The sequence below is a fragment of the Cupriavidus alkaliphilus genome, from assembly GCF_014191175.1.
Lineage (GTDB): Bacteria > Pseudomonadota > Gammaproteobacteria > Burkholderiales > Burkholderiaceae > Cupriavidus > Cupriavidus alkaliphilus.
In genome coordinates this window covers 258317-271385 of sequence record NZ_JACHWE010000001.1, presented here as the reverse complement: position 1 = coordinate 271385, position 13069 = coordinate 258317, and the positions used below count along the sequence as shown (strand labels likewise).

The window sequence follows — 13069 nt, the reverse complement described above, 5'->3', positions numbered from 1 at the left end:
ATGCGTGGCTCGGGTAAACACCTAGGGTGCGCTCTGCGCCGGCGCGCGGACAAAAAAAAACGGCGCATGCCCGAAGGCATGCGCCGTTTTTGTATGGAAAGCCGAGGTCGCGTCAGATCACGATGGTCTGGGCCTCGCCCTCGGCCCGCTCGCGGATCTCACCGATCTGCCACACGGCTTCGCCGGCGGCCTGCAGGTGGCGGATGGCGCGTTCGGCGTCTTCCTTGGCGACGATCACGACCATGCCGATGCCGCAGTTGAAGACACGGTGCATCTCGTCGTCGGCGACGCGGCCCTGCGCCTGCAGCCACTGGAACAGCGGCGGCAGCGTCCAGGCATCGCGATGCAGCACCGCGGTGACGTCCTGCGCCAGCACGCGCGGCACGTTCTCGGTCAGGCCGCCGCCGGTGATGTGGGCCATGCCCTTGACCGGCAGCGTCTCGATCAGCGACAGCAACGGCTTCACGTAGATCCGGGTCGGCGCCATGATCGCGTCCTGCAGGCGCTGGCCGTGGAAGTCGGCGTTCAGGTCCGGCTTGGCCACCTCGATGATCTTGCGCACCAGCGAGTAGCCGTTGGAATGCGCGCCCGACGAGGCCAGGCCCAGCACCACGTCGCCCGGGGCGATGGTGCTGCCGTCGATGATCTTCTTTTTCTCGACCGCGCCGACGGCGAAGCCGGCCAGGTCGTATTCGCCGTCCGGGTACATGCTCGGCATTTCGGCGGTTTCGCCGCCGATCAGCGCGCAGCCGGCCAGTTCGCAGCCGCGGGCGATGCCCTGGATCACGGTGGCGGCGGTGTCGACGTCGAGCTTGCCGCAGGCGAAGTAGTCGAGGAAGAACAGCGGCTCGGCGCCCTGCACCAGGATGTCGTTGACGCTCATGGCGACCAGGTCCTGGCCGACGGTGTCATGGCGGTTCAGCTGGAACGCCAGCTTGAGCTTGGTGCCCACGCCATCGGTGCCCGACACCAGCACCGGCTCCTGGAACTTCTTCGACAACTCGAACAGCGCACCGAACCCGCCGATGCCCGCCATCACGCCCTCGCGCATGGTGCGCTTGGCAAACGGCTTGATGCGGTCGACCAGCGCGTCGCCGGCATCGATGTCAACACCGGCGTCGCGGTAGGAAAGGCCTGCCTGGCCGGCGGTCGGGGATGCGCTCATGGGAACCTGCTTGTCCTGGAGGAAATAAAGTGAGGAATTCGGCGCTCGGGCCACCGTCGCTTCCGTCGCGTGGCATCGGAAGGCAGGCGCGAGTCCAGTAGAATCGCAATTTTAACGGATAGAGGCCCCCCGCTTCCAGTTTCCGGCGAGATCGCGCCGCAAACGGCGCTGCCGCCCCCTGCAACCCTTGATGAATGCCCCGCTGTTGAACCAAGAGGCCAAGCGCATCCTGCTGTGGATCGTCGTGGCCGTGGCGCTGTTCGCCGCCATCCTTGCACTGGCGCCGGTGCTCACGCCGTTCCTGTTCGCATTCATCTTCGCCTATATCCTGAACCCCGGCGTCGACTGGCTGCAGCGCCGCCGCGTGCCGCGCGCGATCGGCGTGACGCTGATGATCCTGCTGCTGACGGTGGTCTGCGTGATGCTGGTGCTGCTGCTGATCGCGGTGCTCCAGCGCGAGATTCCGCAGGTGCGCGAGCAACTGCCGATCCTGCTGAAGAAGCTCAATTCGGTGGTGTCGCCGCGGCTGGCCGAGTTCGGCGTGCGCGTGCGCTTCGACTTCCCCGGCCTGCGCAACATGATGTCGGACCGCTTCGCCGCCAGCCCGGAAGACCTGCTGGTGGTGCTGCTGAACTACGTCAAGATGTCGGGTTCGGCGCTGATCGCGGTGGCGGGCATCGTCTTCATCGTGCCCATCGTCATGTTCTACCTGATGATGGACTGGCACATGGTGATGCGCCGCATCGAGGGCGTGGTGCCGCGCCGCTGGGTGCCCAAGGTGCGCGAGCTGACCAACGAGACCGACGCGCTGCTGTCGCAGTACCTGCGCGGCCAGATCCTGGTGATGGTGATCCTGGCGGCGATCTACTCGATCGGGCTGACCATCGCCGGCTTCGATATCGGCGTGCCGGTGGGGGTCTTCACCGGGCTGGCGGTGTTTATCCCGTATATTGGCTTCGGCGTCGGCCTGGTGATGGCGATCCTGGCCGCGCTGCTGCAGTTCGGCAACTGGTACGGACTGGCCGCGGTGGCGGTGGTCTACGGCTTCGGCCAGTTCATCGAGAGCTTCTACCTGACCCCAAGGCTGGTGGGCGAGCGCATCGGCCTGCACCCGCTGGTGGTGATCTTCGCGTTGCTCGCCTTCGGCCAGCTGTTCGGCTTCTTCGGCGTGCTGCTGGCGCTGCCGACCTGCGCCGTGCTGCTGGTGGGGGCGCGCCAGCTGCGTCGGGTTTACCTGTCCAGCGATCTCTATCGAAAATAACGGCTGCTGTCCGCTGACCGCCGCTGCCCGCTCCACGAATCTAGCCGAAGTTAGCCATACGTCATGTCTCCGCGTCCCAAGCAACTGTCGCTCGAGCTGGGCAGCCCGCCGCCTTCGACCTTCGAGAATTTCGTGGTGGCGTCCAACCGCGAGGCGGTGCAGCGGCTGCGCGAGCTGCCGCCCGCGCTGGCGCAGGAGCATGCCAGCGACCGCCTGATCTACCTGTGGGGCGAGGTCGGCTGCGGCCGCACCCATCTGCTGCATGCGGTGTGCGAGGCCGGGCCGCAACATGGCATCCGCTGCCGCTACCTGAGCCCGCACCATCCGCTGTCCGATTTCCTGTTCGACCCCTGGTGCCAGCTCTATACCGTCGATGACGTCGAGCTGCTCGACGAAGCGCGCCAGATCGCGGTGTTCTCGCTCTACAACGAGGTGCGCGCGCACGGGCGCACCGCGCTGGTGGTGGCGGGCGGCCTGGCGCCGCGCGCGATGCCGGTGCGCGAAGACCTGCGCACGCGTCTGGGCTGGGGCCTGGTGTACCAGGTGGCGCCGTTGTCGGACGACGACAAGAAGGCCGCCGTGCTCCATGCCGCACGCGAGCGCGGACTGCAGCTGTCGCCCGAGATCACGCACTGGCTGGTGACGCGGCATTACCGCGACATGCCCAGCCTGATGGCGCTGCTGGACGCGCTCGACACCTATTCGCTCGAGCGCAAGCGGCCGGTCACGCTGCCGCTGCTGCGCGAGATGTTCGCCGAATTCCGGGATTAGGCGACGGCCCCGGCACCGCATGCTCCCCTACCCACATCCTGCCTTCAGGTAAAATCGCCGCCCATAATTCTTAGTTTCCCTGTAACGGCTCTGAAACGCACTGTTTACAAGGTAATCCAGTGTAAAGCGGTGGTGTTTAGGTGCCCCAAGACAGAGATTTGGGGCACTTCTGCGGCTAGAATGGCCATCCCTAAAACCTAACAACAGGGGTGCACCAAAATGGCAACTTACGAGCAAAGGGGCAGGACCATTCGGGTTCAAGTCCGCATGCGCGGGCAGACACCCAGCGCGACGTTCGACACGCGGGAAGACGCCGAAGCGTGGGCCGAACGCACTGAGGCGCGCATCCGCGCCGGCGAAATAGTCCGCAAGTACGACGAGACTGCCGACCCGCTCGTCGCGGGCCTCTTTCAGCGGTACTCGCGCGATGTGTCGAAGGACAAAGGCGGCAAGAAATGGGAGCAAGCGCGCCTGCTAGCGTTCGGTCGCGACTTCCGCCACTTCGACGTGCGCGTCAGCGCCTTTACACCTGGGCGCCTTGCCGAGTTCCGCGACAAGCGGTTAGAGACGGTTTCCTCCGGTACTGTCTGTCGCGAGCTTGCGCTCATATCAGCAGTCTTCACGCATGCTAAGAAAGAGTGGGGCATGCCGATAACAGAGAACCCCGTAGCAGCGATCAGGGTTCCGAAGCCGAACCCGTCGCGCAAGCAGCGTTTGCACTCTGATGACGTTAAGGCGCTCTTGCACGCGCTCGACTACGTCGAAGGCACCACCCCGACGACGAAACGGCATTGGGTCGCTTGGGCGCTGCTGTTCGGCATCGAAACGGCGATGCGCAAGGGCGAAATCTTGCGGATCACCTTCGACAACATCCATCTAGACCGGCGTTTTGTCCATCTGCCTAAGACGAAGAACGGGACCACGCGGGACGTGCCGCTTTCCCGTAAGGCTATCGACTTGCTCAAGCTAGCTACAGCGCGCAATCACAAGAAAGGCGACGCGCTCGTGCCTGTCACCTATGCATACTTCGATCAGCTCTTCATTGACGCAAAGCAGGCTGTAGGGCTTGAGCATTTGCATTTCCACGACTCGCGGCACGAAGGCACGACATTGATTGCTGGCAAGCTGTCGAACGTGCTAGAGCTTGCCGCCGTCACCGGCCACAAGTCGCTCAAGATGCTGCAAATCTATTTCAACCCGACTGCTACCGAGATGGCTAGCAAACTCGACTAAGCCGGAGGCGAACCATCATGGACCAACATCAAGGCTTCACCGGTCGCGAGCTGTACGAAATCTGGCGCAGCGGTGCCACTGCACGCCGCGTGACCAATCCGCCCGAGTGGGATGCACTCGACGCCACGACGCGCGAAACGTGGGAGGAATTCGCAGCAGTCATCATGCCGAGCGACTAAGGGAGGGCGACGCCATGAAGACAGTAAAGCAGGCACTCAACGCGCCGCACGTATGGTCGGCGCTTGAGCAGGAAATCGCAGCCATCGACGCCGACAGCGTCGTCGGCGAGGCGGTTGTCACGCTGCTAAACAAGGTCGAGCAGGTGCTACTGGTCGAAGCCAGCGACGGCGGCAGGCTCGACAGCGACGTCCAATTCGGCTTTGTCCGACTCGCACTGCATCAGGCTAACGTCTGGTACTTCGGCTAAGCGCGAGCGCTCAAACGAAAACGCCCCCGAAGCTGGGGGCGTTTCTTTTTACGGTGGCGGCCTGCGCGGGCGCCCCTTCTTTCTCTTGATGGATACCGGCGTCTCCGTGTCGGCATCTGTCTTACCCGCGATCATGACGCTAAAGCCCGGCGCAGGTTGTACAACAGTGGCCGTCTTGCCTTCGCCTGTTTCGTCAGTATGTTTTGGCGCCGGCATGCCGGATTGGTCGGCCAGCCATTTCATCACAGCAGCTTTTGACCACAGCGGGCGGCGGATGCGCCCGAGACGTGGCGGCAGCCGATCAGGCTTCGACGTTGAATACCCGCGTACGGTTTCCTCGCTGTAGCCGAGGAACGCTGCGAGCTTCTTGGCGTCCCAAACTTCGTCTTCTTGTTCGTCCATCGCTGCATCCTTACTGCACCTGATTTGGTGGCTCGTCGTCGTCGTCGCGCTCCAGCAGCGAGCGAATGTAGGCTTCCTCTGCATCGGTAAGCGGCGTGCCGTGCTTCACGATAGCGAGCACCTTCTCGGCGTCATCTGCTGAGATTTGGACGGCGCGCACCGTTGCCATCGTGTGCGCGTTGATTTCGTCATGCAGCTTGTCCAGCATCTCGCAAACGCCGTCTTCGCCGTCGCTACGTGAGAATGCATGGTTAAGCAGAATCGAGAACGCCCACGCGCCGCCGTAGAAGGCATCACGCATGCTGTCGACTTGATATTTCGGAGCATGCGGCGGTATCGCGCCAGTGCGAAACATGGCCCACATGTCGGCGAGCGAGCGGGCATCTTGGATATTGGTCAATGGCATAGTCCATCCCCCGGCCACTTAGAGCGGCAAAAAGTAAAACGTCGTACCCGCAGTCTTGCCGACATGGGTACGGGATAAGGCGCCAGCGTCGTACATGACGCGAGTCAGTGACGCGACGCGCTGATACGGCTGGCCGAAGTGGTCGGCCAGTTCCGAATTCGTGAACCCTTGCGGGTCATTCTCTTTGAGCAAGTCGACCACCGCTGTCCAGGTGAGGCCGCTCGGGGTCTTAATCATTTCGCGCTTCTTCATTTGTGCACCTCTCTTGTCGTTATGGTCTTTCCGACTTTGCTAGGTCATGCATCAACCTCCACGCTTCGCAACGTAGCCGAGCGTCGGCTCGTCGTCGCTTGTCTCTAATGCGGCCAGCGCTGCCAGCGCGTCGCGCTCGCTCTCATAGCAATAGCGCCGTTCCCAGCCCCACACGTCTAGCCCGATGTACAGGGCAGTGGTGAAGAGCAGGCGCGATACGCCTGCATAGCTGCCATCCGGCAGCCGCCGAACTTGCGTGTAGCCGTTCTGCGCGAGCCACGCGGCGAACTTTGCTTCGTCCATCACAGTGCCAATGCTTCGCCAAGGTCAGCCGTCGCGGCGCTGGTCTGGGTCTTGCCGACGTGGATTAGCGTCACCTTGTTAGCACCGGTCATGTCGACAGACTCAACGAGCTTGCGCCATGCCCGTATGTCGGACGTGGCTGATACCGTCTGATGGCTGAACCCATCAGCAGCGCTTACGGCGAAGGTGTACTGGCGTTGGCGGTGCGGCATTACTTCCTCTCTTGCATGGACAACAGATAGCGGGCGATGGATTCGCACCTGACAAATAGCTCGGCGTCGCTGCCTGCCTCCGGCGGTTCTGTTGGATCAGGGTGCAGCTCGGCATAGCGGGTGCACAGCCGATCCAGATATGCACGCAAGTCGCTCAGCGTGCCGCGCTGCATCAGTTCTTCGAAGCGATAAGCGCGCCGACCGTCAGCCAGCAAGCCGGCGTCGACCAACGCATCAAGGGCCGCGCACCCTTCCGGGCTGACTTCCTTGTCCGTCGAAACGTGGAGCACGAAGAAAGGCGACGGCCCCTCATCGAGCATCGTGTGGACATGCCGCGTCAACCAAAAGTACCGGTCCGCGTTTCTTGCTTGTGCGTCGCTCATCTTGCAACCCTCCTTTAGCGGCCGACCCACGGGGTCGGGTCATACCCGTAATCCCATTCGTGGATCAGGTACGCAATCGCGCTGAGGTCATCGGCAGTCGGCGTGTAGCCCTTCACTGGCCGGATGATGCCGCCGCGCGTCTGAATGAAGTTCGCGCGCAACTGCCCGAACGCTGTGTTGATATCGCCCCAGCGGTCGCACAGTTCGCTGCTTGCCTGTGGCATGGTCTGCACCTCCTTTACTCGCGTGCGAGTACAGCAGCCACGGACGCGCGCATAGAGCGGCGGCGCTCGTCTGCGCGTACCGGGGCCATTGCCAAGTCATATAGCTGCATCCATTGCGCGTGACGGGGCCTCCGGCACTCCGGACAGCAATAGGCCGTCTCGTCAAAGTAGCCAGTGAACCAATCCCAACCGTGTCTGCGCATGGGTGCCGGCGGGAACGGGCTAGTGCCCTGCCTGCCGCAGAAGACGCAAAGATGCATCGCGCCCCTCCTGTTGGCACTCCAAACAGCGTTTGTCGGAACCCGAAAGGCTTCGGGTCAGCTCTCCTATCCGACTGGTTCGCTCACCTGGAACGACTGCGGCAGCGTGCGCCTACCGCGCGCCTCGAATTGCTCGATGGCCTTGATGATGATTTCCGCATGGGTGGCAGAGAGTTTCATTCCACTACCTCTTTTGTTTGGGGCCGGGCAAGATCGTTGTCCGCCTCTGGTCTATGTGTTGCCGGTGTTACGACGCGAGGGCGACCTCGCCGTTAAGCCAGTGTTGGAGCCAGCGCTTAAGCGCCGACACGCTGCCGTTGAGCCGGATGAACGGGACATGCAGCTTCTTGGCTGCCTCGTCTACGTCATGCCCGGTAAAGTTCGTCATGCCGATGACCACGTCGCAGCCTTGCGCGCGAGCTGCCACGCCGGCGCCACCGTGCGCACCGCTGCCGCCGGTCTGCTGGGACTTGATAAACGTAAAGTCCAGCGCGTTGCCGAACGCGCGGCGCACGTCTTCGGCCTGCTGATTCATCAGCCCGACCACGCAGACGCGGGGCTTATGGTCGCGCGGTGCTACAGACACCGTGCCGACGCCGTCGACTTCCGCATTCGGCTTCAAGACTGCGACGTTAGACGGCAGCGTGCCGGGCAGCGATTGGACTACAGACGCGATGCGCGCCGCAACGGCTGCGTCGAGCGATTCGCTGATGCTTTCCATCAGCGCGCCGGCGATCTTCTGGCCGAGCCGCTTGAGCAAGTCGTCAAACGATGCGTTCTCGAACGTGGCCGCGACGGCTGCATCTACCGCCTCTTGGCGCTCGCGTGCTGCGTTGGCGATGCGTTCGGCGTCGGCAGCTTCGCGTTCGGCGCGCTCGCGCTCTTCGCGCTCAGCCTGCGCGCGTGCTTCCTGTTCCTGCTTGTCGAGCTGCTTCCACATCGGCAATAGCCACTCCGACACAAGGGACATAGTGGAAATGTCGCGCTGGCGGTCGTCGTCAAGTTCGATGTTTGCTGCGCGAACGGCGTCCAGCGCCGCTATGTCATGCCTCGCCATGATTTCGCGGCTACGCCGCGCGATGCGCTCGCGCTCTTCCGGCGTCCACCGAACCGCTGGCTTTTGTGTTGCCGCCTCAGCTTCTGCCTGTTGCTGAACTGGCAACGATTCGTTCGATTCTTCCGCTGTCCGAAATTTGTAGGGACTTTCCGACACGTTGTCGGAATCTCCTGTAGACTCCCGCTCCGCCGGCATCGGCGCTGCATCAGCGACGGTCTCGGCTTCGGTCGCTGCGGCCTGTACTGCTGCCGGCGTTTGTTCTGTCCCTTGTTGGATTGAGTTAGCGAGCTTCGATTTCTTCACCGTCACTGCTACGGGCCTGCCGTTCGATTGCGGGCCGTCGTGAGCCACCCCGGCGAACTCATGCCACAGCGGCATTAACCATGACGCTGTCGACTTCCAGTTCTTAAAGCTCGGGCGTTGCCTTTCTTCGGGCAAAAGCATTTGCGCATTCTGTAACGCAAGGGCGTCGCTCAATCCCGAATCCATTTTCTTTAGCCTCAGCGACTCGCGCGCGACGATTTTTTTCTCATCGTCCGTCCAGAGGATGCGGGCTGAATTCGTTGCTGCATGCGGCTTGGCAGCCATAGTGGGCCTCCCTTTGACAGTGCGTGGCTTCATTCTTAAATATGTCATCGCAGTGACAACCCTCGGTTAAGCAGTGAATTTACTTTCCACTACTTTCCATTACTTTCCACTCGTTTCCACTCGTTTCCACTGGTTATGTTTTGAATATCCAGTGAGCAATAAATATACGGCAGACGTAACTTTTACAGTCTTGTCGACACCATTTGTTACAGCCATTTAGTATGATTGACATCTGCTTTTCGTCACCTACTCGAAGGGTTTCCGCACGTCATGCATGCCAGCCTTCGCGAGCGCGACGAGCGCCTCAACGTCGAAGTGCGGGCCGTACACGCGCACGCCCCTATATAAGAAGGACTCGCGCGCGCGGTGCTCGAAGCTCGTCAGGCAGCATTTGAAGACCGTTTGCACGAACTCGCTTTTCGTCATGTGCTGGGATAGCTGCCATTTGCGCGTGTACTGAGGTTCGGGCAAGCCGGTCACAATGTCTGGCGCGACATACATGGCTTGCAGGTAGAGCGCGCCGCCGCCGGCCTCGAACAGCCCGAACGTGTAGTCACAGAACGCAATCAGGCTGAGCACTTCGGTCATCTCGTCGCGGGTCATGCTGCCTCCTTCGCCTGCTTGCCGAGCTGCCCGGCTTCCAGCCAGTACGCGCGCAGAAAGCCCGGCTCGTCCTGCGGCTTCGTCTTGAGCGTGCCGAACACCAGCACCGAATCGAAGATGCGTTCGTTAGCCAACAGGCTTAGCCAATTGAAGAGCTGCGCCCGACCTTCAATGTCGAGCACGTCGAAGCGATCGAGCAGCGCGAAGCGCGCGCCGGAAAAGTGGGCGATGGCCAGGTTAAGCACGGCGTCGCAGCGCCATTGCTCCGACTCGCTCAGCAGCGCATACGGCAAGCCTTCGGCCTCTAATGCCATGTCGTCATTGAGCGTGACGCGGGGCCAGTCTGCGAGCTGCGCATAGTCCAGCAGCAGACGGTTAAAGGGGCGGATCGCCGTCGCCAGCAGCTCAGCCGGCAAGCCGTCCGGGGCGAGGTGCTTCGCAATCTCGGTCCAGTCGATGATTTCGTCATGGGCCGCGGCGGCTGCCTCGGTGGCTTTCTTGCAGACCTCGGCGCTATGCTTGCGGTCTTCGTGTGCGGCCAACTCCATATTGAGCGCGGTAACTTCGTCGGCGTACTGCGCCACGAGGCTACGCGCCAGCGGCATGTGCTCGGCTGCGTCGCCGGCTTCGGCTGCCGGAATGAGCGCATCGTCTTTCAGGCTGACGGCGCCCCCGCAGTGCGGGCAGGTCAGCGACAGGCCTTGCTGCCGCGCCTGTTCCTCAAGCGCGCCGAGTTCCTTTAGCGCGTGGTCGTGCGCTTCCTGTGCGCGCGTGACATGCTCAAGCGCGGCATTGTGGGCGTCGCGGTCGTACGGCTCGGCCTGCACAGCGGACCACTCGCCGCCCTTCCTGTGGCCGTACACCTCACCGGTGATCGACCGCCACACGCCGCGCGCTTCCGTCGCGCGGTCCTTCGCGAACTTGCACGCCGCTGGGAAGCCAGCATGCAGGACAGTGACGGCCAGTTCCGCGAGCATCTTGTCGCAGCCGCGCCGGTGCAGACGTTCGGCGATTTCCTTCGGCGCGAGGCTGACGCGCATCAGGTCGAAAAGAAACGTCCGCCGCTCGTCCTGCGGCATCAGCGCGAACGCGCGCGGGTTCGTCAGGCAGTGCAGTACAGCCGCCGGCGGCAGGGCTGGCCCGCGCACTTCATGGCTGAGCGGCGGGAGCGCCGCAGCCGCGATGCCTTCGGCGCCTTCGCTGGTGTACTCGACTGCGGCAGCCGCCACCTTGGCGCCGGTCGACACGATGGCTTGATGCTCGCCCTTCACGCTCACGCGAGACGGAATGCCGGTCAGTGCGAAGCGCACGCCTTCGGCAATCGAAGTCTTGCCGGCGCCGTTCGCGCCGCAGAACAGCGCAACTGGCTCATCGGTCGGCGCGAACACGGCGCGGGCGCCGCAATAGTTTTCGACGGTCACGTTATCAATGCGCATGGCTATTCCCCTTCTTGGCTGGCTTCGCCCTGGTCGTCATCGGTCTTGTCTTTCTTCGACCGGCGGCGCGCTTGCTCGATGATTGAGCCGGCATCGGTGTCTGGCCCGACGTTCGGAAGCTGCATCTGGCGCGGGTCGACCAGCACATCGTCAACGCCGCCCATATGCTCGCCTGCGTTCGCGACAACGATCAGGCATGCTTTGCCGCGCGCCTCGCACAGATCAGCTAGCGCGGGGTCGCGCATCGGCAGCGCGAACACCGCTTCGACCTTGTCGGCGAGGCTGACTTTCTTAAGGTCGCCGACGACCGTCACGCGCCCGGCAGATGCGATGAGCTTTACCGCCTCGCGCACGTTGCGCGTGACACGCTCGCGGCAACGGTCAATGATTGCCTGCTGTTCGTCTTCGGAGAGCTTCGGCCAGATATCCGGCAACAGCCGCAGCTCTTGCAGGACGCCTTTGAGCAAGTCGCCCGCGATGCTCTCGGACGTCATTTCGACAACTTCGTTATCAGTGCTCATGTAATGCCCCTTGTGTGTGGTGTGGCTACGCGCCACTAGGCCAAGCTCTTCAAGATCGACTGCAACTGAATGAGCTTGCGCAAACTCTCTTCGTTCTGTGCGGCTTCCTCGGCGATGACAGCGGCGGCGGCGTCTATGTCCTGCGCGAGCTGACGCGCGCGTTCGGATAGTTCGGTCAGCAGTTCCAGGGCGGAGGCCGGCTCTTGCGGGGCCGGCTCAGTGCCGTTCATGGTTGATGCAGGCATAGCTTTGCGGAGCGTTGTCCTTTGAAAAATGCCGGTCTTCGGTTCAAAGATCAGCCCGGTTTCCCTCAACGCATTCAGGCAGCCTTGCAGCACGCGATAGTCCATGCTGCTGCGTGTGGTGCGCTGTAGCGCTGAATGAATCTGTTTTGCTTCCCATGCTTCCTGTATTGGCACCAGCTCAAAGACTTTCCTTGCAATCGCAGATTGACCACGCAATAGGAGCTGCTGCCGTGCGCTGGATATGCTCATGGCTTATTAGCTTCCAAACAGGGTGGCCGGCGGTCCTCGGCCCCTCCCAAGGCGGCGGCGAAACAGGCCGCGCAGCATAAGGGCGCCGGCCAGTGAGGGCTATTCCATAGCCCGGCGGCGCTCGACCCGTTCAGCCTGTTGCGGTTGCGCTTGCTTGAGCTGCGACAGATCCATTTCGGGCTGTTGCTCTGTGAGCTGCGGCGGCGCGTCGCCTTCGTCGGGCTGTTCGCGTTCGTCTTCCGGCAGGAATGTGAATTCGCCTTCGATGACGCCGTATTCGATTTGGTTCTCAGCGCGGCTTGCGCGGTCGTCTAAGTCGAACGCAGTTTGCAATTCGATACTGACTGGCAGGTACTTGAAGATGCGGCGTAGCACTGTCTTACGCCCCATCTCGACGTAGTGCTTGGCCCAGACTGTTGCGCCCTTGTCTTTGGCGAACGCGTAGTTTTGCGACGCGTCGCGGATCGCGTCGATTTGGTCTTTGCTCATGACCTCGAACGCGTGCCCCCCGTCCTTGAGCTTGGCAACGGCATAGAAGGCAATCACCTTGCCCCGGTCGCCAGTCAGCGGCGGGCGGTGTTCGAGCTTTTCATACAGGCCGTATTCATACGCGAAGTGGTCGCGCTCGCAGACTTCATGCGCCGCAATCGAGATGACTTGCCCGGAGCGCCGCGCCAGGTCAATCAGCCCCTTATAGCCAAAGATGATTTGCACCTCGACGGTGTTGCGGCGCCGGTTCTCGAACGGAATCAAGTACGCATGCCCGAGCGGTGTATTCGGCTCAAGGCCGAGCTGGCCGCACTGCACCAGCGCGCTTAGCAGCGATTCGACTTTGCATTCGAGCAGCTTCGGCGTGGCGCGCAATGCGCCCAAGGCAATGCCGATGAGCCGGTCGGCGCTGATGTGCTTCGGCAAAACGTCCATGATGGCTTTGCGCTGGCTCTCAAAGAACTTGCGCACGTTGCCGAAGCCGGCATCGCGGGCAACCATCTTGCTCGTCTTGCGCAGCTCGGCAGCGTCGGGCGCCTTCTCTTGCTGCTTACTGCCCTTCAACTCTGAGATTGTGGTCAT

General features: G+C 62.3%; 19 protein-coding genes. 5 read left to right on the top strand and 14 right to left on the bottom strand.

Features of this window, described 5'->3' with window-relative positions; translation table 11 throughout:
• Nucleotides 1–112: 112 nt before the first annotated feature.
• Complete coding sequence (purM, locus tag FHX60_RS01380; RefSeq protein ID WP_062801653.1) at nt 113–1165, bottom strand: phosphoribosylformylglycinamidine cyclo-ligase; 1053 nt, start codon at nt 1163–1165, stop codon at nt 113–115.
• Between the two features lie 190 nt (nt 1166–1355).
• On the opposite strand from purM, the gene FHX60_RS01375 reads away from it, so the two are divergent.
• The 5 genes from FHX60_RS01375 to FHX60_RS01355 all read left to right on the top strand — a co-directional run bounded on the left by FHX60_RS01375 (nt 1356) and on the right by FHX60_RS01355 (nt 4857).
• Nucleotides 1356–2426 carry an AI-2E family transporter gene (locus tag FHX60_RS01375; RefSeq protein WP_112774311.1) on the top strand — a complete coding sequence of 357 codons (1071 nt, stop codon included), beginning with the start codon at nt 1356–1358 and terminating at the stop codon, nt 2424–2426.
• A gap of 63 nt (nt 2427–2489) precedes the next feature.
• Nucleotides 2490–3197 carry a DnaA regulatory inactivator Hda gene (hda, locus tag FHX60_RS01370; protein ID WP_012353781.1) on the top strand — a complete coding sequence of 236 codons (708 nt, stop codon included), beginning with the start codon at nt 2490–2492 and terminating at the stop codon, nt 3195–3197.
• Between the two features lie 219 nt (nt 3198–3416).
• A complete protein-coding gene (locus FHX60_RS01365; RefSeq protein ID WP_183282354.1) occupies nt 3417–4430 on the top strand; it encodes a tyrosine-type recombinase/integrase in 1014 nt (337 codons plus the stop codon).
• A 17-nt stretch (nt 4431–4447) separates the two neighbouring features.
• On the top strand, nt 4448–4609 hold the full coding sequence (locus FHX60_RS01360) for a hypothetical protein (protein WP_183282353.1): 162 nt from the start codon (nt 4448–4450) through the stop codon (nt 4607–4609).
• A gap of 14 nt (nt 4610–4623) precedes the next feature.
• Nucleotides 4624–4857 carry a hypothetical protein gene (locus tag FHX60_RS01355; RefSeq protein ID WP_183282352.1) on the top strand — a complete coding sequence of 78 codons (234 nt, stop codon included), beginning with the start codon at nt 4624–4626 and terminating at the stop codon, nt 4855–4857.
• A 48-nt stretch (nt 4858–4905) separates the two neighbouring features.
• Here FHX60_RS01355 and FHX60_RS01350 read toward each other — a convergent pair whose 3' ends face one another.
• The 13 genes from FHX60_RS01350 to recT all read right to left on the bottom strand — a co-directional run bounded on the left by FHX60_RS01350 (nt 4906) and on the right by recT (nt 13069).
• The gene (locus FHX60_RS01350) at nt 4906–5259 is read right to left on the bottom strand and encodes a hypothetical protein (protein ID WP_183282351.1); all 354 of its coding nucleotides are present in this window, start codon (nt 5257–5259) and stop codon (nt 4906–4908) included.
• A 10-nt stretch (nt 5260–5269) separates the two neighbouring features.
• Complete coding sequence (locus tag FHX60_RS01345; RefSeq protein ID WP_183282350.1) at nt 5270–5659, bottom strand: hypothetical protein; 390 nt, start codon at nt 5657–5659, stop codon at nt 5270–5272.
• 24 nt (nt 5660–5683) lie between these two features.
• Nucleotides 5684–5917, bottom strand: a complete 234-nt coding sequence (locus FHX60_RS01340; RefSeq protein ID WP_183282349.1) for a hypothetical protein — start codon at nt 5915–5917, stop codon at nt 5684–5686.
• A gap of 51 nt (nt 5918–5968) precedes the next feature.
• Nucleotides 5969–6220 (bottom strand): hypothetical protein, encoded by a 252-nt coding sequence (locus tag FHX60_RS01335; protein ID WP_183282348.1) that lies wholly within the window; start codon nt 6218–6220, stop codon nt 5969–5971.
• Nucleotides 6220–6432, bottom strand: a complete 213-nt coding sequence (locus tag FHX60_RS01330) for a hypothetical protein (RefSeq protein WP_183282347.1) — start codon at nt 6430–6432, stop codon at nt 6220–6222. Before FHX60_RS01330 ends, FHX60_RS01335 begins: the two co-directional genes overlap by 1 nt.
• Nucleotides 6432–6815: a hypothetical protein gene (locus FHX60_RS01325; RefSeq protein WP_183282346.1), complete on the bottom strand. Its 384-nt coding sequence runs from the start codon at nt 6813–6815 to the stop codon at nt 6432–6434. Before FHX60_RS01325 ends, FHX60_RS01330 begins: the two co-directional genes overlap by 1 nt.
• Before the next feature lie 14 nt (nt 6816–6829).
• Nucleotides 6830–7039: a hypothetical protein gene (locus FHX60_RS01320; protein ID WP_183282345.1), complete on the bottom strand. Its 210-nt coding sequence runs from the start codon at nt 7037–7039 to the stop codon at nt 6830–6832.
• Nucleotides 7040–7546: 507 nt separating this feature from the next.
• A complete protein-coding gene (locus tag FHX60_RS01315; RefSeq protein ID WP_183282344.1) occupies nt 7547–8944 on the bottom strand; it encodes a hypothetical protein in 1398 nt (465 codons plus the stop codon).
• A 246-nt stretch (nt 8945–9190) separates the two neighbouring features.
• Nucleotides 9191–9547, bottom strand: a complete 357-nt coding sequence (locus FHX60_RS01310) for a hypothetical protein (RefSeq protein ID WP_183282343.1) — start codon at nt 9545–9547, stop codon at nt 9191–9193.
• Nucleotides 9544–10983 carry an AAA family ATPase gene (locus FHX60_RS01305; protein WP_183282342.1) on the bottom strand — a complete coding sequence of 480 codons (1440 nt, stop codon included), beginning with the start codon at nt 10981–10983 and terminating at the stop codon, nt 9544–9546. The genes FHX60_RS01310 and FHX60_RS01305 overlap by 4 nt, the downstream gene beginning before the upstream one ends.
• Before the next feature lie 2 nt (nt 10984–10985).
• Complete coding sequence (locus tag FHX60_RS01300; RefSeq protein WP_183282341.1) at nt 10986–11504, bottom strand: hypothetical protein; 519 nt, start codon at nt 11502–11504, stop codon at nt 10986–10988.
• A gap of 35 nt (nt 11505–11539) precedes the next feature.
• A complete protein-coding gene (locus FHX60_RS01295) occupies nt 11540–11998 on the bottom strand; it encodes a hypothetical protein (RefSeq protein WP_183282340.1) in 459 nt (152 codons plus the stop codon).
• Nucleotides 11999–12097: 99 nt separating this feature from the next.
• The gene (recT, locus tag FHX60_RS01290) at nt 12098–13069 is read right to left on the bottom strand and encodes a recombination protein RecT (protein WP_183282339.1); all 972 of its coding nucleotides are present in this window, start codon (nt 13067–13069) and stop codon (nt 12098–12100) included.

What these genes read in the sequence shown, in the direction of transcription:
- FHX60_RS01355 (WP_183282352.1), top strand. Translation starts at nt 4,624, where the DNA reads ATGAAGACAGTAAAGCAGGCACTCAACGCGCCGCACGTATGGTCGGCG.
- FHX60_RS01340 (WP_183282349.1), bottom strand. Translation starts at nt 5,917, where the DNA reads ATGAAGAAGCGCGAAATGATTAAGACCCCGAGCGGCCTCACCTGGACA.
- FHX60_RS01365 (WP_183282354.1), top strand. Translation starts at nt 3,417, where the DNA reads ATGGCAACTTACGAGCAAAGGGGCAGGACCATTCGGGTTCAAGTCCGC.
- FHX60_RS01310 (WP_183282343.1), bottom strand. Translation starts at nt 9,547, where the DNA reads ATGACCCGCGACGAGATGACCGAAGTGCTCAGCCTGATTGCGTTCTGT.
- FHX60_RS01300 (WP_183282341.1), bottom strand. Translation starts at nt 11,504, where the DNA reads ATGAGCACTGATAACGAAGTTGTCGAAATGACGTCCGAGAGCATCGCG.
- FHX60_RS01305 (WP_183282342.1), bottom strand. Translation starts at nt 10,983, where the DNA reads ATGCGCATTGATAACGTGACCGTCGAAAACTATTGCGGCGCCCGCGCC.
- hda (WP_012353781.1), top strand. Translation starts at nt 2,490, where the DNA reads ATGTCTCCGCGTCCCAAGCAACTGTCGCTCGAGCTGGGCAGCCCGCCG.
- FHX60_RS01350 (WP_183282351.1), bottom strand. Translation starts at nt 5,259, where the DNA reads ATGGACGAACAAGAAGACGAAGTTTGGGACGCCAAGAAGCTCGCAGCG.
- recT (WP_183282339.1), bottom strand. Translation starts at nt 13,069, where the DNA reads ATGACCACAATCTCAGAGTTGAAGGGCAGTAAGCAGCAAGAGAAGGCG.
- purM (WP_062801653.1), bottom strand. Translation starts at nt 1,165, where the DNA reads ATGAGCGCATCCCCGACCGCCGGCCAGGCAGGCCTTTCCTACCGCGAC.
- FHX60_RS01325 (WP_183282346.1), bottom strand. Translation starts at nt 6,815, where the DNA reads ATGAGCGACGCACAAGCAAGAAACGCGGACCGGTACTTTTGGTTGACG.
- FHX60_RS01375 (WP_112774311.1), top strand. Translation starts at nt 1,356, where the DNA reads ATGAATGCCCCGCTGTTGAACCAAGAGGCCAAGCGCATCCTGCTGTGG.
- FHX60_RS01320 (WP_183282345.1), bottom strand. Translation starts at nt 7,039, where the DNA reads ATGCCACAGGCAAGCAGCGAACTGTGCGACCGCTGGGGCGATATCAAC.
- FHX60_RS01295 (WP_183282340.1), bottom strand. Translation starts at nt 11,998, where the DNA reads ATGAGCATATCCAGCGCACGGCAGCAGCTCCTATTGCGTGGTCAATCT.
- FHX60_RS01360 (WP_183282353.1), top strand. Translation starts at nt 4,448, where the DNA reads ATGGACCAACATCAAGGCTTCACCGGTCGCGAGCTGTACGAAATCTGG.
- FHX60_RS01330 (WP_183282347.1), bottom strand. Translation starts at nt 6,432, where the DNA reads ATGCCGCACCGCCAACGCCAGTACACCTTCGCCGTAAGCGCTGCTGAT.
- FHX60_RS01335 (WP_183282348.1), bottom strand. Translation starts at nt 6,220, where the DNA reads ATGGACGAAGCAAAGTTCGCCGCGTGGCTCGCGCAGAACGGCTACACG.
- FHX60_RS01315 (WP_183282344.1), bottom strand. Translation starts at nt 8,944, where the DNA reads ATGGCTGCCAAGCCGCATGCAGCAACGAATTCAGCCCGCATCCTCTGG.